The 17,846-nt window shown below is 67.3% G+C and carries 10 protein-coding genes; 3 read left to right on the plus strand and 7 right to left on the minus strand.

The window, feature by feature from the left end:
* Positions 1-4 precede the first annotated feature (4 nt).
* Positions 5-1,396 carry a sigma-54-dependent transcriptional regulator gene (locus NX782_RS21260; protein ID WP_258847493.1) on the plus strand — a complete coding sequence of 464 codons (1,392 nt, stop codon included), beginning with the start codon at positions 5-7 and terminating at the stop codon, positions 1,394-1,396.
* Complete coding sequence (locus NX782_RS21265; protein ID WP_258847494.1) at positions 1,393-2,793, plus strand: sensor histidine kinase; 1,401 nt, start codon at positions 1,393-1,395, stop codon at positions 2,791-2,793. The genes NX782_RS21260 and NX782_RS21265 overlap by 4 nt, the downstream gene beginning before the upstream one ends.
* 92 nt (positions 2,794-2,885) lie before the next feature.
* Here the strand turns inward: NX782_RS21265 and NX782_RS21270 are convergent, their stop codons facing one another.
* Both NX782_RS21270 and NX782_RS21275 read right to left on the minus strand, forming a co-directional pair.
* Positions 2,886-5,024 (minus strand): S46 family peptidase, encoded by a 2,139-nt coding sequence (locus NX782_RS21270; RefSeq protein WP_370661820.1) that lies wholly within the window; start codon positions 5,022-5,024, stop codon positions 2,886-2,888.
* A gap of 105 nt (positions 5,025-5,129) precedes the next feature.
* Complete coding sequence (locus NX782_RS21275; RefSeq protein WP_258847495.1) at positions 5,130-5,975, minus strand: PEP-CTERM sorting domain-containing protein; 846 nt, start codon at positions 5,973-5,975, stop codon at positions 5,130-5,132.
* A gap of 217 nt (positions 5,976-6,192) precedes the next feature.
* Between NX782_RS21275 and NX782_RS21280 the strand changes: the two genes are divergently transcribed.
* Positions 6,193-7,194 (plus strand): bile acid:sodium symporter family protein, encoded by a 1,002-nt coding sequence (locus NX782_RS21280; protein ID WP_308633061.1) that lies wholly within the window; start codon positions 6,193-6,195, stop codon positions 7,192-7,194.
* 251 nt (positions 7,195-7,445) lie between these two features.
* Here the strand turns inward: NX782_RS21280 and NX782_RS21285 are convergent, their stop codons facing one another.
* From NX782_RS21285 to NX782_RS21305, 5 genes are all read right to left on the minus strand, one after another.
* Entirely contained in the window at positions 7,446-7,826 is a 381-nt protein-coding gene (locus NX782_RS21285) for a hypothetical protein (RefSeq protein ID WP_258847496.1), read from the minus strand.
* A gap of 288 nt (positions 7,827-8,114) precedes the next feature.
* Complete coding sequence (locus NX782_RS21290; RefSeq protein WP_258847497.1) at positions 8,115-9,581, minus strand: efflux transporter outer membrane subunit; 1,467 nt, start codon at positions 9,579-9,581, stop codon at positions 8,115-8,117.
* Positions 9,582-9,589: 8 nt separating this feature from the next.
* Entirely contained in the window at positions 9,590-12,964 is a 3,375-nt protein-coding gene (locus NX782_RS21295) for an efflux RND transporter permease subunit (RefSeq protein ID WP_258847498.1), read from the minus strand.
* On the minus strand, positions 12,961-16,221 hold the full coding sequence (locus NX782_RS21300) for an efflux RND transporter permease subunit (protein WP_308633062.1): 3,261 nt from the start codon (positions 16,219-16,221) through the stop codon (positions 12,961-12,963). The genes NX782_RS21295 and NX782_RS21300 overlap by 4 nt, the downstream gene beginning before the upstream one ends.
* A 130-nt stretch (positions 16,222-16,351) precedes the next feature.
* Positions 16,352-17,749: an efflux RND transporter periplasmic adaptor subunit gene (locus NX782_RS21305; RefSeq protein ID WP_258847499.1), complete on the minus strand. Its 1,398-nt coding sequence runs from the start codon at positions 17,747-17,749 to the stop codon at positions 16,352-16,354.
* Positions 17,750-17,846 lie beyond the last annotated feature (97 nt).

Genomic DNA, 17,846 nt, shown 5'->3' on the forward strand with positions numbered 1-17,846 from the left:
GCCTATGGAACCAACACGCAAGCGCCGCATCCTGATCGTCGACGACGACGGCGCGGTCCAGGTCTCGCTGGCCCTGCTCCTGAAACAGTCCGGCTTCGACGCGGTCTGCGCCGACGGTCCCCAGCAGGCCCTCGACCGGCTTCAAGCCGCTCCGGTAGACCTGGTTCTGCAGGACATGAACTTCTCGCTGCAGACCAGCGGCGAGGAAGGGCTGGACCTGCTGGCCCGCATCAAGGGGCTGCAGCCCGGCCTGCCGGTGCTCCTGATGACGGCCTGGGGCTCGATCGCGCTGGCGGTGCGCGGCGTGAAGGCCGGCGCCGCCAACTTCTTCACCAAGCCCTGGGACAACGGCCAGCTGGTGGCGCTGGTCGAGGCCACCCTGGACGCTGCCGCTCCAGGTTCGACGCCCAGGCTGACGCGCCGCGCGCTGGATGCGCAATGCGATTTTTCGGCCATCGTCGGCGAGCATCCGAAGCTGCTGAAGGTGCTGGAGACGATCGCCCAGGTGGCGCGTACCCGGGCACCGGTGCTGATCCTCGGCGAGAGCGGGACCGGCAAGGAGCTGATCGCCGACGCCATCCACCGCAACAGTCCGCGCGCCGCGCAAGCGATCGTCAAGATCAACATGGGCGCGATCGCCAGCTCGCTGTTCGAGAGCGAGATGTTCGGCCACGTGCGCGGCGCCTTCACCGACGCCCGCAGCGACCGCAAGGGCCACGTCGCCGCGGCCGACGGCGGCACGCTCTTCCTCGACGAGATCGGCGAGCTGCAGCGCGGCGACCAGGTCAAGCTGCTGCGCGTGCTGCAGGACCAGCGCTACCAGCCGGTCGGCGCCAGCATGACCGCCCAGGCCGATGTACGGGTGGTGTCGGCGACCAATCGCGAGCTGGCGGAACTGGTGGCCAGCGGCGAATTCCGGGAGGACCTGTTCTACCGCCTGAACCTGATCACGATCCGCCTGCCGCCGCTGCGCGAACGGCGCAGCGACATCCCGCTGCTGGCACGGCATATCGCCGACAGTGTGGCGCAGGGCTATGGCCTGGGCGAGGTCGTGCTGGCGCCGGATGCGCTGGACTGGCTGGCTAACCAGCCCTGGCCGGGGAATATCCGCCAGCTGAAGCAGACTCTGGAGCGCGCCCTGCTCCTGGCCGGCAAACAGCATCTGGGGCAGGCCGACTTCCTGGCCGCCAGCGCGGTCGACGAAGGTGCGACCAACGGCCGGCTCGGCGTGGACGGGATGACGCTGGAACAGGTCGAGCGCCACATGATCGAACAGGCGCTGCAGCAGCATGCGGGGAATATCTCGCGCATGGCCAAGGCGCTGGGTCTGTCGCGCACGGCGCTGTACCGCCGCCTCGAACGCCATGGCCTGGGTGCGGGCGTGCGCGAGGAATGAAGCTGCCGGCCATCAAACTACAGACCCGGCTCACGGCTTACCTGGCGCTGCTGCATCTGGCGCTCGCCGGCTGCGCCACCCTGCTGCTGCCGGCGCAGCCGCTGCTGTTCGTCGGCGCCGAAGCGCTGCTGGTGGCCAGCATGGCGCTGGGCTGGTGGCTGATCCGGTGTGCGCTGGAGCCGCTCGGCTACACGCGCCGCTTCCACGACCTGCTGCAGGACCAGCAGTACGCGGCGCGTCTGGCCTTGCCGGGCGTGACGGAACTCGACGCGCTGGTCGCCATGTTCAACGGCATGCTGAGCGTCCTGCACCGCGAACGCCTGGCGGCCGGCGAGCAGCAGGGCTTCCTCGAACGCCTGCTGGAAGCCACGCCGAGCGCGGTACTGGTGTTCGACTTCGACCACGCGATCAGCCTGGTGAATGCGAGCGCCGCCAGCCTGCTGGGACTGGCCGCGCCGCTCGGCAAGCCGTTGTCGGCATGGATCGAGGGCGATGCCGCCTTCGATGGCGCACGCGACGAACGCGGCCGGGCACGCAGCCGCGACCTGGTGCGCCAGCTCGACGCGTTGGCACTCGGCGACAGCCGGCTGGTGGTCGACCTGGACGGCCGGCGCTACCGCGCGCAGCGCAGCCGCTTCTTCGACCGCGGCTTCGCGCGCCACTTCCTGATCGTCGAGGACTTGAGCGCCGAACTTGAAGACTCGGAACGCGCCACGTATGCGCGCCTGATCCGCGTGCTGGCGCACGAGGTCAACAACACGGTGGCGGCCACCGGCTCGGTGCTCGACTCCCTGCTGGCCTACCGCGGCCAGCTGGAGGAAAGCGACGCCGGCGACTTCGTCACCGCCATCGTCGCCGTCAAGCGCCGCAACACCAGCCTGGGCGAGTTCATCGACCGCTTCACCCGCGTGGTCAAGATGCCGGCACCGGAACTGCGGCCGACCCGCCTGCAGGACGTGGTCGACGACATCCTCTGGCTGAACCGCGAGCAGTGCAACGCGCGCGGCATTCAGCTCGGCTGGAGCCGCTGCGATGCGGTCGCGCCCCTGCAGCTCGACGTGCAGCTGATCGAACAGGCGCTGCTGAACATCGTCAAGAATGCGGTCGAGGCGATCGACGAGCGCAATGCGCGCGATGCTTCTGCCGGGGGTGCCATTCGCGTCGAGCTGGAGGATCTGGGGGAACGGGTGCGCCTGTCGGTGTTCGACTCCGGCGCCCTGCTCGGGGACGGCGCGCCGCAGCGCCTGTTCGCGCCTTTCGTCAGCACCAAGAAGGGTGGCCAGGGCATCGGCCTGATGTTCGTGCGCGAGGTGCTGGGGCGGCATGGCTGCACGTATGCGCTGGCGCCGGCCGGGCCGGGCGAGACCAGATTCGATATCTGGTTTCCGGTGGGCTGACATGAAACGTGGGCACGGGGTGCCCACCCTACGATCGCCACCGACCTTGTAGGGTGGGCACACCGTGCCCACGCGTTCCGTCGAGTTACCGCTTACTTCTTCGGGTACTTGATCGTCATTTCCTTCAACAGGTTGTCGGCATGGTCGACTTCCTTCATCACCCACAGCATGTAGCGGATGTCGACGTGGATCGCGCGCGTGATCACCGGGTCGAAGTACCAGTCCTTGGTGATCGATTCGTAGGTCGAATCGAAGTTCAGGCCGACCAGTTCGCCGCGCTTGTTCATCACCGCGGAACCCGAGTTGCCGCCGGTGGTGTCGGCGCTGGTCAGGAAGTTGACCGGCACGGTGCCCAGCACCGGATCCTTGAACACACCATAGCGCTTCTCGCGGATCGCCTGCAGCAGGTTGGCAGGAGCGTTGAACGGCTCCTTGTTGGTGGCCTTTTCGACGATGCCTTCCACGGTCGAGAACGGACCCTTGACGATGCCGTCACGCGGGGTGTACGAACCGACGGTGCCGTAGGTCACGCGCAGCGTCGAGTTGGCGTCCGGGTAGACCGGTTTGCCCTGCGACTTCTTCCAGGCGATCACGGCTTCCATGTACTGCGGGATCACGCGTTCCAGGTTGCCGTCGACTTCCTTGCGGCGGTCTTCCAGCGCCATGCCGGTGTCGTGCAGGCGCACGGCCAGCTGGATGAAGGGATCGTTCGACTTGCGGAAGGCTTCCGGATCCTTGCCGATCCAGGCCAGGCGCTTGGCGGTGTCGGCCAGCTCGGTCGATTTATACATCGCCGGGATCGCATCGATTTTCGGCAGCAGCGCGTCCAGTCCGTGCGGGTGGTTCTTCGCATCGATCTTGGCGTAGCGGTTCAGGCCAGCGGTCCAGCGCGCCTGGTCGACGCTGGGCACGAAGGACTGTTCGAGGCGGGTCAGGCGCGCCTTGATGAAGGACAGGTCGCGTTCCTGGTAGCCGGCTTCGCGCTGGGCGTCCGGCTTCTGGCGCTCCAGCGACAGGCGGTACAGGCTGCGTGCGCTCTTGAGCAGGTCGCTGTGGGTCGCTTCCGCCCACGCGGCTTCCTGCTGCGAGGAAGCCATGTCGTTGCCAATCGCGGTATCGAGGTCGGACAGCAGGCTGCCGCCTTTACCGTGTTGCTTGTACCATCTGCGGAACTCGGCATCCTGCACGTCCTTGATCGCCGCGATGTCCTTGCGCGCGAAGCCGTCGAGCAGGCCCTGGGTCTTCTTCAGCACGTTGTTCAGGCTCTTGGCGACGCTGGCGTAGCGCACATCCCAGGCCGGGTTGCCCATGGTGCTGGCGGCGATGACGGACAGGTCGGCGGTGATCGAGGCGACCTTGGCCGGGTAGTCGACGTCGCGCGCGAAGCGGATCTCCGACGGCAGCTTGTAGCGGCTGGTGCGGCCCGGGTAGCCGGCCAGCAGGATCGGATCGCCGTTCTTCAGGCCTTCGGCCGACACCACCAGGAAGTCCCTGGATTTGTATGGCACGTTATCCGGCGACGGATCGGCCGGGCGGCCATCCTTGCCGACGTAGGCGCGCAGGAAGGAGAAGTCGCCGGCCTGGCGCGGGAACTCGTAGTTGTCGATGTCGCCGCCGAAGTTGCCGACGCTGTCGGCCGGCGCGTACACCAGACGGACGTCGCGCACCATCAGCTGCTTGATGCGGTAGTACTCGAGGCCGCGGTGGAAGGCCGGCACCGAGCAGCGGTAAGCCTTGTCGCTTTCGCATTCGGCGATCAGCTGCTTGATGCGGCTTTCGACCTGCTCGTGGCGCTCCTTGCCCGACATGCTGGCGGACAGGCCCTTCAGCACGTGGTCGGTCACGTTCTCGACCTTCTCGGTCACGTAGACCAGGGTGTTCGGACCGCCCGGCAGCTCGGCGTCGCGGGTCTTGGCCAGGTAGCCGTTGACGATGTAATTGTGTTCCGGGGTCGAGTTGCGCTGCACCGCACCGTAGGCGCAGTGGTGGTTGGTGACGATCAGGCCGTCCGGCGAGACGAAGGACGCCGAGCAGCCGCCCAGCGACACCATGGCGCTCATCGGGTGCTTGGACAGGTCGGCCAGTTTCTCGGCCGGGATGGTGATGCCGATGCGCTTGAGTTCGGACTTCAGCTGCGGCAGCTGGTGCGGCTGCCACTGGCCCTCGTCGGCGGAAGCGGAGGCGATGACCCCCATGACGGCGACGACAGGCAAAACGATGGATTTGAACACGTTGGACCCCAGGGTGAATAAAAAGCAAGTGGGCAGTATATATTTCCTGGTGATGACTGGAAATAGATTTCTCACACATACTCACCCCGTTGGTTCACAGCGTCTTTACATGGTTTGGTCCTTGCGGCGGCGCGCTGCCACGCCCAGCAGGCCCAGGGTGATCAGCGCCAGGCTGGCCGGTTCGGGCACGTCGGCAGCTTCGGTTTCGAAGTTGAAGGTGGTGACGTCGCCGCTGCCGAAGCGGTAGGTCACGTTGTCGACGAAACCCTGGAAGCTGCCGTTCCAGCCGGAGCCGATGCCGAACTCGATGCCGAGGATGGCGGTGTCGGCGCTCAGCAGGTCGGCGACCGCGCTCGGGTGGGCGCCAGCGGCCCATTCGGCCAGGGTGTTGTCGTAGCTTTCGACGGTATTGCCCGGCGTGAACTGGCGCATCCAGAAATTGGCGCCGAGGATGTCGCTGGTCACCCAGGCATCGGTCGTCACCGGACCGTTGTTGCCCGGCGGGTTGTAGACCTGCTCGAATATCAGGTAGCCGGTGTCGTTCGTGGTGCCGACGTTGCCGTCGGCATCGTAGAACAGGCGGAATGCCGGCATCAGGTGCTGGCCGGCCGTGCCGCCGCTTGCGCGCTGCCAGTCGTAGCTCAGGGCGCTCAGGTTGCCGAGCGTGCGGCCCGGCACGTAGCCCCAGGTGTAGACGTAGTCGGCCTTGCCGCTGCCGTCGGTCAGCGACATCTCGACGGACCCGTTGCCGCTGCGCGGCTTGGTATCGGTAATCGCGGCGGTGGTGGTCGAACTGTAGCCGGTGCTCGTGTCCCGGTAGTTATCGAGATGCCACTTGTTCAGGCCCGGTCCGAGGTCGGCGGGGGTGACAACGATTTCGGCGGCCTGGGCACTGGCCCCCAGGGTGAACACGGACAGCACGGCAAGGCTTGCACGGGTCAGGGTTTTCATGTGGCGTCTCTCTCTCTCGGCAGGGGATTATTGTAAGGATTGCCCTAGCAGCATTGCAAGTTCCATACCACAATAAATATTGCGTTCGCAATCAAGCGCTTATATTTACATCTCATCCATTATCGATACGCAATTGTAAGAAATCTCGACATCCGGCGGGCGCGTCCGCAAAGGACTAGAATAGACGGTTGACCTTCTGCGATTCCGAACAGCCGACATGTCCTTCCTCTCCCGCATTTCCGCGCCGCTTCGCCGCCTCATCCCCGATGCCTTTACCGCCTGGCTGCTGTGCACCGTGGCCCTGGCCAGCGTGCTGCCCTGCCAGGGCCAGACCGCCCAGGTGCTGGGCAAGGTAACCGTGGCGGCGATCGGCCTGCTGTTCTTCCTGCATGGTGCCAAGCTGTCGCGCGAAGCCATGCTGTCGGGACTGACCAACTGGCGCCTGCACCTGGTGGTGCTGGCCTCGACCTTCGTGATGTTCCCGCTGCTGGGCCTGGCGATGAAGCCGGTCGTCAGCGGCGTGCTGCCGCCCGAGCTGTACGTCGGCATCCTGTTCCTGTGCACCCTGCCCTCGACCGTGCAATCCTCGATCGCCTTCACCTCGATGGCGCGCGGGAACGTGGCGGCGGCCGTGTGCAGCGCCTCGGCCTCGAACTTCGTCGGCATCTTCGTCACGCCGCTGCTGGTGGGCATGCTGATCGTGCAGGGGGCCTCGGTACCGGGCGGCTCGCCGCTGGATGCGGTGCTGTCCATCGTCGAGCAGCTGCTGCTGCCCTTCCTGGCCGGCCAGTTCCTGCGCCCCTGGATCGGGGCCTGGGTCGACCGCCACAAGCCGATGCTGAAGATCGTCGACCAGGGCTCGATCCTGCTGGTGGTCTACACGGCCTTCAGCGAATCCGTCAACGAAGGCCTGTGGCACAAGCTGTCGCTGTCTTCCCTGCTGAGCCTGGGCCTGCTGTGCTGCGTGCTGCTGGCGATTGCCCTCGGCCTGGCCACCTTGATCAGCCGCCGCCTCGGCTTCTCGCGCGAGGACGAAATCACCATCGTGTTCTGCGGTTCGAAGAAAAGCCTCGCCAGCGGGGTGCCGATGGCCAAGGTCCTGTTCGCGCCGAGCGCGCTGGGCATGGTGATTCTGCCGGTGATGCTGTTCCACCAGATCCAGCTGATGGTGTGCGCGGTGCTCGCCGCCCGCTGGGCGCAGCGCAAGCCGCTGAGTTGAGTCGAGTCAAACCGGGGTCAGAGCCCGGTTTTGGGCAATAGCTACCGGGCACTGCAACCGAGCGCGCTTCCCCACCGCTTGCCAAGCGCAGCTGGTCCAGGTCCCGCGGCCGGTTGGCGGCGATGCCTGCGCGGCCCAGATGCCGGAGCAGGCTTCCGCATGCGCTGCCGGCGCCGGCCCGGCGCATAGCGCCACCGCCACAACGAAGATGCGTCCCGATCTGCCACAGATTGCGGTCTTCGCCTGGCCGCTCAGGACGGCGCGTACACATGCATCAGCGCCGAGCTGCCCCACCACACCTCCAGCGTGGACGGCAACAGCACCCCGGCAGCGCCGATGGAAGCGACGATGCGGCGCTGGCGCAGCGCCAGGCGTGGATTGCGCATCGCCGTACGTGCATCGGCAGAAACGAAACCGAACAGCCCGAGCACCCCGAGCACAAACAGAAGCCGCAGCAGCCCATCGCCGAGCCTGGCGCCAAGCTGCACATTCCAGTAAGCCAGTGCCGGTAACGCCAGGCTGATGCTGCTCAGCAGGTCGAGCGTGGCGACACCGGCCGCCCTGCCGCCCTGCCTGAACTCGACACGGCGCATCCAGGCCGTCAGGCAGATCGTGCCCGCAATGTAGAGCACGGCACCGGCAGCCGAGTCGTTGCCCGGCAGCGAGAGTTGACTGAAAAGATCGGGAGCAGAGCGCATTCTTGGGTCAAGTTTGGGTCAGAGCACTTCTAGTAGCAATGGCTTTATAGAATATTTTTGGACGCCGCGCACGCTTCTTCGTGGCGAGCGACGCATTGCGCAACACACTCCTGCTCCAGGGATCTTTCCCAAAAAAGGGCTCTGACCCCAAATTCACCAAATTCACAAATTTGCCACCCGGCCCTTTCCAAAAACCGGTGTCTGACCCCGGTTTGATGCAGGTCATTCGGCATGCCAGCCGCCGCCCAGGGCCTGCACCAGCGCCACCGCCGTGGTCTGGCGCGTCGACTGGGTCGTGACCAGGGCGCGGCGCGCGTTCAGGGCCGTGATCTGGGCCTGCACCACTTCCGTGTAGCTCACCTGCCCGGCGTTATAGCGGTTCAGCACCTGCTGTTCGACCTTGTCGGCAGCCTCCGAGGCGCGGCGCTGCAGTTCCTGCTGCTGCGACAGCACGTGGGTGGCGGCCAGCTGGTCTTCGACGTCGGCGAAGGCATCCAGCACGGTCTGGCGGTAGCGCGCCACCGCTTCCTCGTGCGCGGCGCGGGCGCCTGCCACGCGGGCGCGGGTGGCGCCGGCGTCGAACAGGGTCTGGGCCGCGGACAGGCCGAAGGACCAGGCCGCGCTCGACGCGTTGAACAGGTCGCCGACCCGGCTGGCCGAGCTGCCCAGCGATCCGCTCAGGCCGATGCTCGGGAAGTAGGCCGAGCGCGCGATGCCGATCTGTTCGTTGGCGGCGGCCACGCGGCGCTCGGCGGCGGCGATGTCCGGACGGCGCTGCAGCAGGGTCGAGGGCACGCCCACCGGCACCTCGGGCACAAAGAAGGCGAACTGCGCCTGCCCTTGAGGGATTGGCGCGATCGCGAAGTCGGCCGGGGTCTTGCCGACCAGGATCGCGATCGCGTGTTCGAGCTGGGCGCGCTGGCGTACCAGCGTCAGGTCGTCGCTCTGCGCATTCGCCAGCTGGGTCTCGGCCTGGTAGACGTCGGAGTGCGGAATGATGCCGACGTTGTAGCGGTTCTGCTGGATCCTCAGCTCGCGCTGGTAGCCGGCGATGGTGGTCGCCAGCAGCGCGCGCTGGGCGTCGACGGCGCGCAGCTGCAGGTAGTTCGAAGCGAGTTCGCCCTGCGCCGACAGCCGCGCCGATGCGAGATCGGCGGCGCTGGCCTGGGCGCTGGCGCTGGCGGCGGTGACGCCGGCACGCAGGCGGCCCCACACGTCCGGCTCCCAGCTGGTGCCCAGCGACAGGCGGTAGGCGTTCCTCACGCTGCCCCCGCCGCTGCCGCCGCCGATGATATTGCCGTTCGGGTCCACGGTGGCGTTGCCGCTGCCGCCGCCGCGGGTGCCGGAACGCGTGCCAGAACCGTTCAGGGTCACCGACGGGAACAGCGAGGCGCGCTGCTCGGTCACCAGCGCGCGCGCCTGCGTATAGGCTGCCACCGCCGCCGCCACGTTCTGGTTCGAGACCTCGACGCTGGCCGCCAGCTCGTTGAGCTGCGGGTCGCCGAACAGCGTCCACCACGGCCCACGTTCCAGCGCATCGGCGGGCGCAGCCGGCACCCATCCCTGCAGTTCCTTGTAGCTGGCCGGTTCCGGCGCGCTCGGGCGCTGGTAGGCCGGGCCGACGGCGCAGCCGGCGAGCATGGCGGCGGCAGCCAGGGCAATCAAGGAAGGACGCAGGGTGGAAGGCATAGGCATGGTCATGAGTGGGAAATGGAAGCTTCTTGTTCGTGGGGGTGGCGCGCCAGCTCGTGCTCGTCCGGCTTGACGGTGCGCAGCTTGTCCATGTAGACGTAGACCACCGGCGTGGTCAGCAGCGTCAGCAGCTGGCTGGCGACCAGGCCGCCGATAATGGCGATGCCCAGCGGCTGGCGCAGCTCGGAGCCCTCGCCGAAGCCGATCGCCAGCGGCAGCGCGCCCAGAGCGGCGGCGAGGGTCGTCATCAGGATCGGGCGGAAGCGCAGCAGGCAGGCTTCGCGCACCGCCTCGGTAGCGGACAGCCCGCGCGCGCGCTCCGCTTCGAGCGCGAAGTCGATGATCAGGATCGCGTTCTTCTTGACGATGCCGATCAGGAGGAAGACGCCGATCAGCGCGATGATCGAGAACTCCATGTGGAACATCAGCAGCGCCAGCACCGCGCCGACGCCGGCCGAGGGCAGCGTCGACAGCACCGTGATCGGGTGCACCAGGCTCTCGTACAGGACGCCCAGCACGATGTAGATGACGACGATGGCCGCCAGGATCAGCAGCGGCTGCTGCTGGCTCGATTCCTGCGCCTGCTTGGCCTGGCCCTGGAAGCTGCCGCGCACGTTGACCGGCATGCCGATCGCGTTTTCCGCATCGCGCACCGCGGCCTGGCCGTCGGACAGCGAATAGCCCTGGTTCAGGTTGAAGGAAATCGTGGTCGACAGCTCGCCGTCCTGGTGGTTGACCGAACTCGGGGTCGAGCGCTCGGCGAACCTGGCAATCGCCGACAGCGGCACCATGGTGGTGGCGCCGGTCGACAGCGCGGAGCCGCTGGACGGGTCGCGCGCCGCGGTCAGGTTGGTGGCGCCGGCCGGGGTGCCGCCGCCGCTCGAACCGGTGGAAGAACCGGCCCCCGCGCCCACGGTGCCGGCTGCCGCCGCGGTGCCGGTATTGGCGCCGGTGACGCTGCTGCTGGACGTGCCGCTGCCACCGGTATTGGCATTGCCCGCCCCAGCCGAAGCAGCCGCCGCCTTGGCCGGCACGTACACATCGTTCAGCGACTCCGGCGACTGCGCATACTTCTGCGCCACGCCCATGATCACGTGGTACTGGTTCAGCTCATCGTAGATGTTGGCCACCTGGCGCTGGCCGAAGGCGTTGTACAGCGCATTGTCGACGTCCTTCGCGCTGATGCCCAGGCGCGCCGCGCTTTCCTTGTCGATCTCGACATAGGTCTCGACGCCGTTCTCGGCCTGATCGGTATCGACGTCGATCAGCGCCTTCTGCTGCTTCATGGCGTCGGCCAGCTTGGTGGCCCAGGCCCGCAGGTCGGCGCGGTTGTCGCTCTTGAGCGTGTACTGGTAAGTCGAGTTGCTCTGGCGCCCGCCCATGCGCAGGTCCTGCACCGGGTTCAGGAACAGCTGCACGCCGGTGACCCGCGCCAGCTTCGGCCGCAACCTGGCGATCACGGCCTGGCCGCTCTCCCCTTTCGCGCGCTCGCTGGCCGGCTTCAGGTTCATGAACATGAAGCCGCCGCCGGCGCGCGAGCCGCCGGTGAAGCCGACCACGGTATCGACCGCCGGGTCGTTCTTGATGATGTTGACCAGCTGGTGCAGCTTGCCCTGCATGGCCTGGAAGGAGATGCTCTGGTCGGCGCGCATGCCGCCGTTGATCTGGCCGGTGTCCTGCTGCGGGAAGAAGCCCTTCGGCGCGGCCGAGAACAGATAGACGTTCAGGCCGACCACGAACACCAGGATCAGCATCACCAGCGGCTTGGCGTCCAGCGCCCAGTCCAGCGCGTGTTCGTAGCTTTTGAGGATGCGGTTGAAGCCGCGCTCCGACCATTGCGCCAGCTTGCCCGGCTGACGCCTTAGTTGATTCGCCTGCTCGTCCTTGTCGTGTTCCTTGAGCAGCATCGCACACAGCATCGGCGTGGTGGTCAGCGAGATCACCAGCGAGATCATCACCGCCGCGCTCAGGGTGACCGCGAACTCGCGGAACAGGCGGCCCACCTGCCCGCCCATGAACAGCAGCGGAATGAACACCGCCACCAGCGACAGGCTGATCGACAGCACCGTGAAGCCGACCTCGCTGGCGCCCAGCAGCGCCGCCTTCATGCGATCCATGCCCGCCTCGACGTGGCGGCTGGTGTTTTCCAGCACCACGATGGCATCGTCGACCACGAAGCCGGTCGCCACCGTCAGCGCCATCAGCGACAGGTTGTTCATCGAGAAGCCCAGCATGTACATCACGCCGAAGGTGCCCAGCAGCGAGACCACGGTCGCCACCGCCGGCACGATCGTGGCGCGCACGCTGCGCAGGAACACGCTGACCACCGCCACCACCAGCAGGATCGAGATCATCAAGGTCAGTTCGATTTCGTGCAGCGAAGCGCGGATCGAGTTCGTTCGGTCCGAAGCCACCTGCATGGTGACGTCCTGCGGCAGCTGGGCCTGCAGGGTCGGCAGCAGCGCGCGCACGCCGTCCACGGTCTCGATGACGTTGGCGCCCGGCTGGCTGGTCACCAGCACGATCACGGCCGGCTCGCCGTTGAACAGGCCCAGGGTGTTGATGTTCTCGACGCCGTCGGTGACGTCGGCGATGTCCTGCAGGCGGATCGCGGCGCCGTCGCGCCAGGCCACCACCAGGCCGCGGTAATCGGCGGCGGTGCGGCCATTGGTCGGGGTATTCGCCTGCGAATAGATCTGCAGGCGCATGCCGCTGCCTTCGAGCGCGCCTTTCGGACGGTTCGGGTTCGAGGCCTGGATCGCGGCGCGCACGTCCTCGCTCGACAGGCCATAGCGGTTCATCTGGAAGGGATTCAGGTCGACCCGCACGGCCGGCAGCGAGCCGCCGCCGATCTCGACGTCGCCGACGCCGCGCACCTGGGCCAGCTTCTGCTGGACCACGTTCGACACTTCGTCGTAGATCTGGCCGGGGCTGCGCGTTTTGGACGTGAGCGCGAGGATGATCACCGGTGAATCGGAAGGATTGGCCTTGCGGTAGGTCGGATTGCTCTTCAGCGTGGCCGGCAGGTCGGCGCGCGAGGCGTTGATCGCCGCCTGCACTTCGCGCGCGGCGGAGTCGATCTGGCGGTTCAGGTCGAACTGCAGGTTGATGCGGGTCGAGCCATTGCCGCTGTTCGAGGTGATCTCGTTGACGCCGGCAATGGTGGCCAATCGTCGTTCCAGCGGTGTCGCCACCGAGGACGCCATCGTGTCCGGACTGGCGCCCGGCAGGTTGGCCGACACCGACACCGCCGGAAAGTCCACCTGCGGCAGCGGCGAGACCGGCAGCACGAAGAAGGCGGCGATGCCGGCCAGCGCGATGCCGATGGTCAGCAGGACGGTGGCGATCGGGCGCCGGACGAAAGGCTGGGACAGGTTCATGCACCCGCTCCGTGCGGACCGTCGACGCGCTTGGCGGTGGTCTGCGGCTGCGGCGTGAGCAGCGCCGGCTGCTGCTGCGCCGGCCGGGCCGCGGGATGGCCGCCGTCCGGGCCGCCATCGGGACCCGGGCCGTCATCCGAACCGGGGCCATGCGGCTTGTCGCCGGACTGCGTCCGGCCCTCGCCGCCCCAGCGCCGCGCCAGGCGGTCGAAGGCCAGGTAGATCACCGGCGTGGTGAACAGGGTCAGCATCTGGCTGACGATCAGGCCGCCGAAGATGGCCAGACCCAGCGGACGGCGCAGCTCGGCGCCCTCGCCCCAGCCCAGCATCAGCGGGATCGCCGCGAACAGCGCCGCCAGCGTGGTCATGATGATGGGACGGAAGCGCAGCATCGCCGCCTGGTGGATGGCGGTGCGCGGGTCCTTGCCCTCATCCCGCTCGGCCTCGATGGCGAAGTCGATCATCATGATCGCGTTCTTCTTCACGATGCCGATCAGGAGGATGATGCCGATGATGCCGATCACGCCCAGGCCCTGGCCGGTCACCATCAGCGCCAGCAGCGCGCCGACGCCGGCCGAAGGCAGGGTCGAGAGGATGGTCAGCGGGTGGATGTAGCTCTCGTACAGCACGCCCAGCACGATGTAGACGCAGACCACCGCCGCCAGGATCAGCCACAGCTGGTTCGACAGCGAGTTCTGATAGGCGCCGGACGCGCCGAGGAAGGTCATGGTCACCGAGGACGGCAGCTTGATCTCCTCCGCCACTTCCTTGATCGCATTGACGGCCGTGCCCAGCTTCACGCCGTTGGCGGTGTCGAAGCCGATGGTGGTGGCGGGATACTGGGCGACGTGGGTGATCTGCAGCGGTGCCGCCTGCTCGGTGATCGAGGCAATGCTTGATAAGGGCGTCGGCTGGCCGGAACCGGTGCGCAGCTGCAGGTTGGCCAGTGCGTCGAGCGACATGTTCTCGGGCTGCTGGGCTTCCAGGATCACGCGGTACTGGTTGGTTTCGGTGAAGATGGTCGAGACGATGCGCTGGCCGAAGGCGCTGTACAGGGCATCGTCGATGTTCGAGGCGGTCACCGACAGGCGCGAGGCGCTGTCGCGGTCGATGTTGACGAAGGCGGCGGCCCCGGTGGCGCCGGCGTCGGTCACCACATTGCGGAGCTCCTTGCGGTGCGACATCGCGTCAGCCAGCTTGTTGGCCCACTCGGTCACGGTCTTGGTGTCCGCGCCTTCGATCGACAGGCGGAACTGGGTCGGACCGCTCTCGGCATCGATGGTCAGATCCTGGGTCGGCTGCAGGTAGAGATTGACGCCGGCGACGTTGCGCGTGACCCGCTCGCGCAGGCGGTTCATCAGCTCTTCCTGGTCGCCGCGCCCTTCCTTCAGGTTGATCAGCATGGTGCCGGTGTGGAGCATGGTGTTGTTGGCGGCATCCACGCCGACCGTCGAGCTGAGCGAGGCCACCTCCGGATCGGCCAGGATCTCGCGCGCAGCGGCCTGCTGCATCTCCGTCATCGCCTGGTAGGAGATGGCCTGGCGCGCTTCCACGCGTGCCTGCAGCTGGCCCGTGTTCTGGGTCGGGAACAGCGACTTCGGAATGAAGGTCCACAGCAGCGCCGTCAGCAGCAGGGTCGCCAGCGCCACCAGCAGGGTCAGGCCCTGGCGCTCCAGCACCCAGTTCAGCGAGCGGTCGTAATAGCCGATCGTGTTGTCGAAAGTGGCCTGGAACCAGCGCGCGAATGAGCTGTGATGAGGCGAGTTGTGCGACTCGTCGTTCTGGCGCAGCCAGCGCGCCGACATCATCGGCACCAGGGTCAAGGACACGACGGCGGAAATCAGGATCGTGATCGCCAGCGACACCGCGAATTCGCGGAACAGACGCCCCACCACGTCGCCCATGAACAGCAGCGGAATCAGCACCGCGATCAGCGACACCGTCAGCGAGATGATGGTGAAGCCGATCTGGGTCGCGCCCTTCAGGGCCGCCGCCATCGGCTTCTCGCCCTCTTCGATGTAGCGCGCGATGTTCTCGATCATGACGATCGCATCGTCGACCACGAAGCCGGTGGCGATGGTCAGCGCCATCAGGGACAGGTTGTTCAGGCTGTAGCCGAGCAGGTACATCACGCCGAAGGTGCCGACCAGCGAAATGGGCACGGCCAGGCTGGCGATCACGGTGGCGCGGATGCTGTGCAGGAAGGCGAAGATCACCAGCACCACCAGCAGCACCGCCAGCACCAGCTCGATCTGCACGTGCTCGACCGAGGCGCGGATGCCGGTGGTGCGGTCGGACAGCACGTCCACGCGCAGGGTCGGCGGCAGGCTGGCCTGCAGCTCGGGCAGGCGCTCCTTGATGGCGTCGACGGTGGCGATCACGTTGGCGCCCGGCTGGCGCTGCACGTTCAGGATGATCGCCGGCTTCATGTTGGCCCAGGCGCCGAGCTTGACGTTCTCGGCGCTGTCGACCACGCGGGCGACGTCGCCCAGGCGCACCGGCGCGCCGTTGCGGTAGGCGACGATCAGGTTCGTATAGTCCGGCACCGTGACCAGCTGGTCGTTGGCGTTGATGGTGTAAGAGCGTGCCGGGCCGTCGAAGCTGCCCTTGGCGCTGTTGGCATTGGCCGCCGTGATGGCGGTGCGCAGCGTATCAAGTCCTAAGCCGTTCGCGGCGAGCGCCTCGGTATTCGCCTGGATCCGCACCGCCGGACGCTGGCCGCCCTGCAGCGTCACCAGGCCGACGCCGGTGACCTGGCTGATCTTCAGCGCCAGGCGCGTGTTGACCAGGTTCTGCACCTCGGTCAGCGGCATCGTGTCCGAAGTGATGGCGAGGGTCAGCACCGGCGCGTCGGCCGGGTTGACCTTGGCGTACACCGGCGGCGCCGGCAGGTCGGTCGGCAGCAGCGAGCCGCCGGCGTTGATCGCGGCCTGCACTTCCTGCTCGGCCACGTCCAGGGTCTGGCCCAGGCCGAACTGCAGGGTCACGACCGAGACCCCGGCGGCGCTGGTGGAACTCATGCGCGACAGGCCGGACATCTGCCCGAACTGGCGCTCCAGCGGCGCGGTCACGGTGCGCGCCATGACCTCGGGGCTGGCGCCCGGATACAGGGTCTGCACCTGGATGGTCGGGAAGTCGACCTGGGGCAGCGCCGACAGCGGCAGGAACTTGTAGCCGACCAGGCCGGCCAGCACGATCGCCAGCATCAGCAGCGAGGTGGCGACCGGGCGGCGGATGAATGGGGCGGATGGGCTCATGGCGTCACCTCATGCACAGCACGTCGTTCCCGCGAAAGCGGGAATCCAGCGTCTCGAATCCGGTAGCTCAGCATGGATTCCCGCCTGCGCGGGAATGACGTGTAAGAGCCGCAGGCCACCACGACTGCCGTCATTGCGCATTTCCTTGCTGTTGCTGGCGGCGCTGGCGATGCTCGCCCTGCTGGCCCGCCTGTCCACCCTGCGCGCCCTGCGCACCGGCCTGGCCGCGTGCACCCGCCCCCGCCGGACGGTCGCCCGGCAGCGTGACCTTGGCGCCGTCCTTCAGGCGGTCGGCGCCTTCGGTGATCACGGTCTCGCCGCCCTGCAGTCCCTCGACGATCTGGACGCGCTCGGCGTTCGCCTGGCCGCGCTTCACGTTGGTCAGCGCAACGGTCTTGTTCTGCTGGTTCAGCACGTAGACGAAGTCGCCGTTGGCGCCGTGGCGCAGCGCCGTCACCGGCACCGTCACCGCGTTCCTGATGGTGTCGACCTCGAGGCGCACGTTCACGAACTGGCTCGGGAAGAGCTTGCCGCCGTCATTGGTGAAGCGGGCCTTGGCGCGCACGGTGCCGGTCTGGGTGTCGACCTGGTTGTCCATCGCGAAGAAGCGGCCGGTGGCCAGGTTCTGGGTGCGCGTGCGGTCCATCGCGATGGCCTGCATGGTGGCGTTCTGGTTGATGCGCTGTTGCAACGCCGGCAGCTGGTCCTGGGGCACGGCGAATTCGACGTCGATCGGCGACATCTGCGTGATCACGGCGATGCCGTTGGCGTCGCCGCTGTTGACCAGGTTACCGATGTCGACGGTGCGCAGGCCGACGCGGCCCGAGATCGGCGCGCGCACCTGGGTGTAGCCGAGGTTGATGCGGGCGATGCCTTCGGCCGCCTTGTCGGTGGTGACCGCGCCTTCGAGCTGCTTGACCAGGGCCGCCTGGGTATCGACGTCCTGGCGCGCGATCGAATCCTGTTCCAGCAGGGTGCGGTAGCGCTGCAGCAGCACGCGCGCGCTTTCCAGCTGGGCTTCGTCGCGCTGGCGCTGGCCGGTGGCCTGCAGCAGGCTCATCTGCGCCGGACGCGGGTCGATGGTCGCCAGCACCTGGCCTTCCTTGACCAGCTGGCCTTCGGTGAAGACGATCTTCTGCAGCACGCCGCCGACCTGGGGCCGCACGGTGGCCACTGCGGCTGGGGTCACGGTGCCCAGCGCTTCCAGCGTGATCGGGATGTCGGCGCGCTCGGCCTTGCCGACGCCGACCGTGGTGGCGTTCATGCCGCCGCGCCCGCCGCGTCCGCCGCCACCGGGACCCGGGCCCGCACCGCCGCCAGAGCCTGCGCTCTGGCCGCCCTGCCTGCCTGCGCCGGCACCGGCACCCGCGCCTGGACCGCCGGCCGGCTGGTGCGTCAAGTGCCAGGCCAGCCAGCCGAGGCCGGCCATAACGAGGATGGCGACGATGGCACCGATCACGCGCGATCGGCGTGTGCGCTGGGGTCGGGTGGTGGTCTTTTCCTTGTCGGGGGTGACGGTCGGGTTCATGCTGGTCCTTTGCTGTTTTACTTTTGAATTTAGCACGGACCGCTCTTGCTTTATGTTTCGTAACGTACAAAAGCAGAAACGAAAACGGGCGCGGATC

Origin of the sequence: Massilia norwichensis, assembly GCF_024753245.1 — a bacterium.
Classification (GTDB): Bacteria; Pseudomonadota; Gammaproteobacteria; order Burkholderiales; family Burkholderiaceae_D; genus Telluria; species Telluria norwichensis.

Bases quoted from the DNA above. Each gene is read 5' to 3' on its own strand.
- NX782_RS21260 (WP_258847493.1), top strand. From the start codon at position 5: ATGGAACCAACACGCAAGCGCCGCATCCTGATCGTCGACGACGACGGC.
- NX782_RS21265 (WP_258847494.1), top strand. From the start codon at position 1,393: ATGAAGCTGCCGGCCATCAAACTACAGACCCGGCTCACGGCTTACCTG.
- NX782_RS21275 (WP_258847495.1), bottom strand. From the start codon at position 5,975: ATGAAAACCCTGACCCGTGCAAGCCTTGCCGTGCTGTCCGTGTTCACC.
- NX782_RS21280 (WP_308633061.1), top strand. From the start codon at position 6,193: ATGTCCTTCCTCTCCCGCATTTCCGCGCCGCTTCGCCGCCTCATCCCC.
- NX782_RS21290 (WP_258847497.1), bottom strand. From the start codon at position 9,581: ATGCCTTCCACCCTGCGTCCTTCCTTGATTGCCCTGGCTGCCGCCGCC.
- NX782_RS21295 (WP_258847498.1), bottom strand. From the start codon at position 12,964: ATGAACCTGTCCCAGCCTTTCGTCCGGCGCCCGATCGCCACCGTCCTG.
- NX782_RS21300 (WP_308633062.1), bottom strand. From the start codon at position 16,221: ATGAGCCCATCCGCCCCATTCATCCGCCGCCCGGTCGCCACCTCGCTG.
- NX782_RS21305 (WP_258847499.1), bottom strand. From the start codon at position 17,749: ATGAACCCGACCGTCACCCCCGACAAGGAAAAGACCACCACCCGACCC.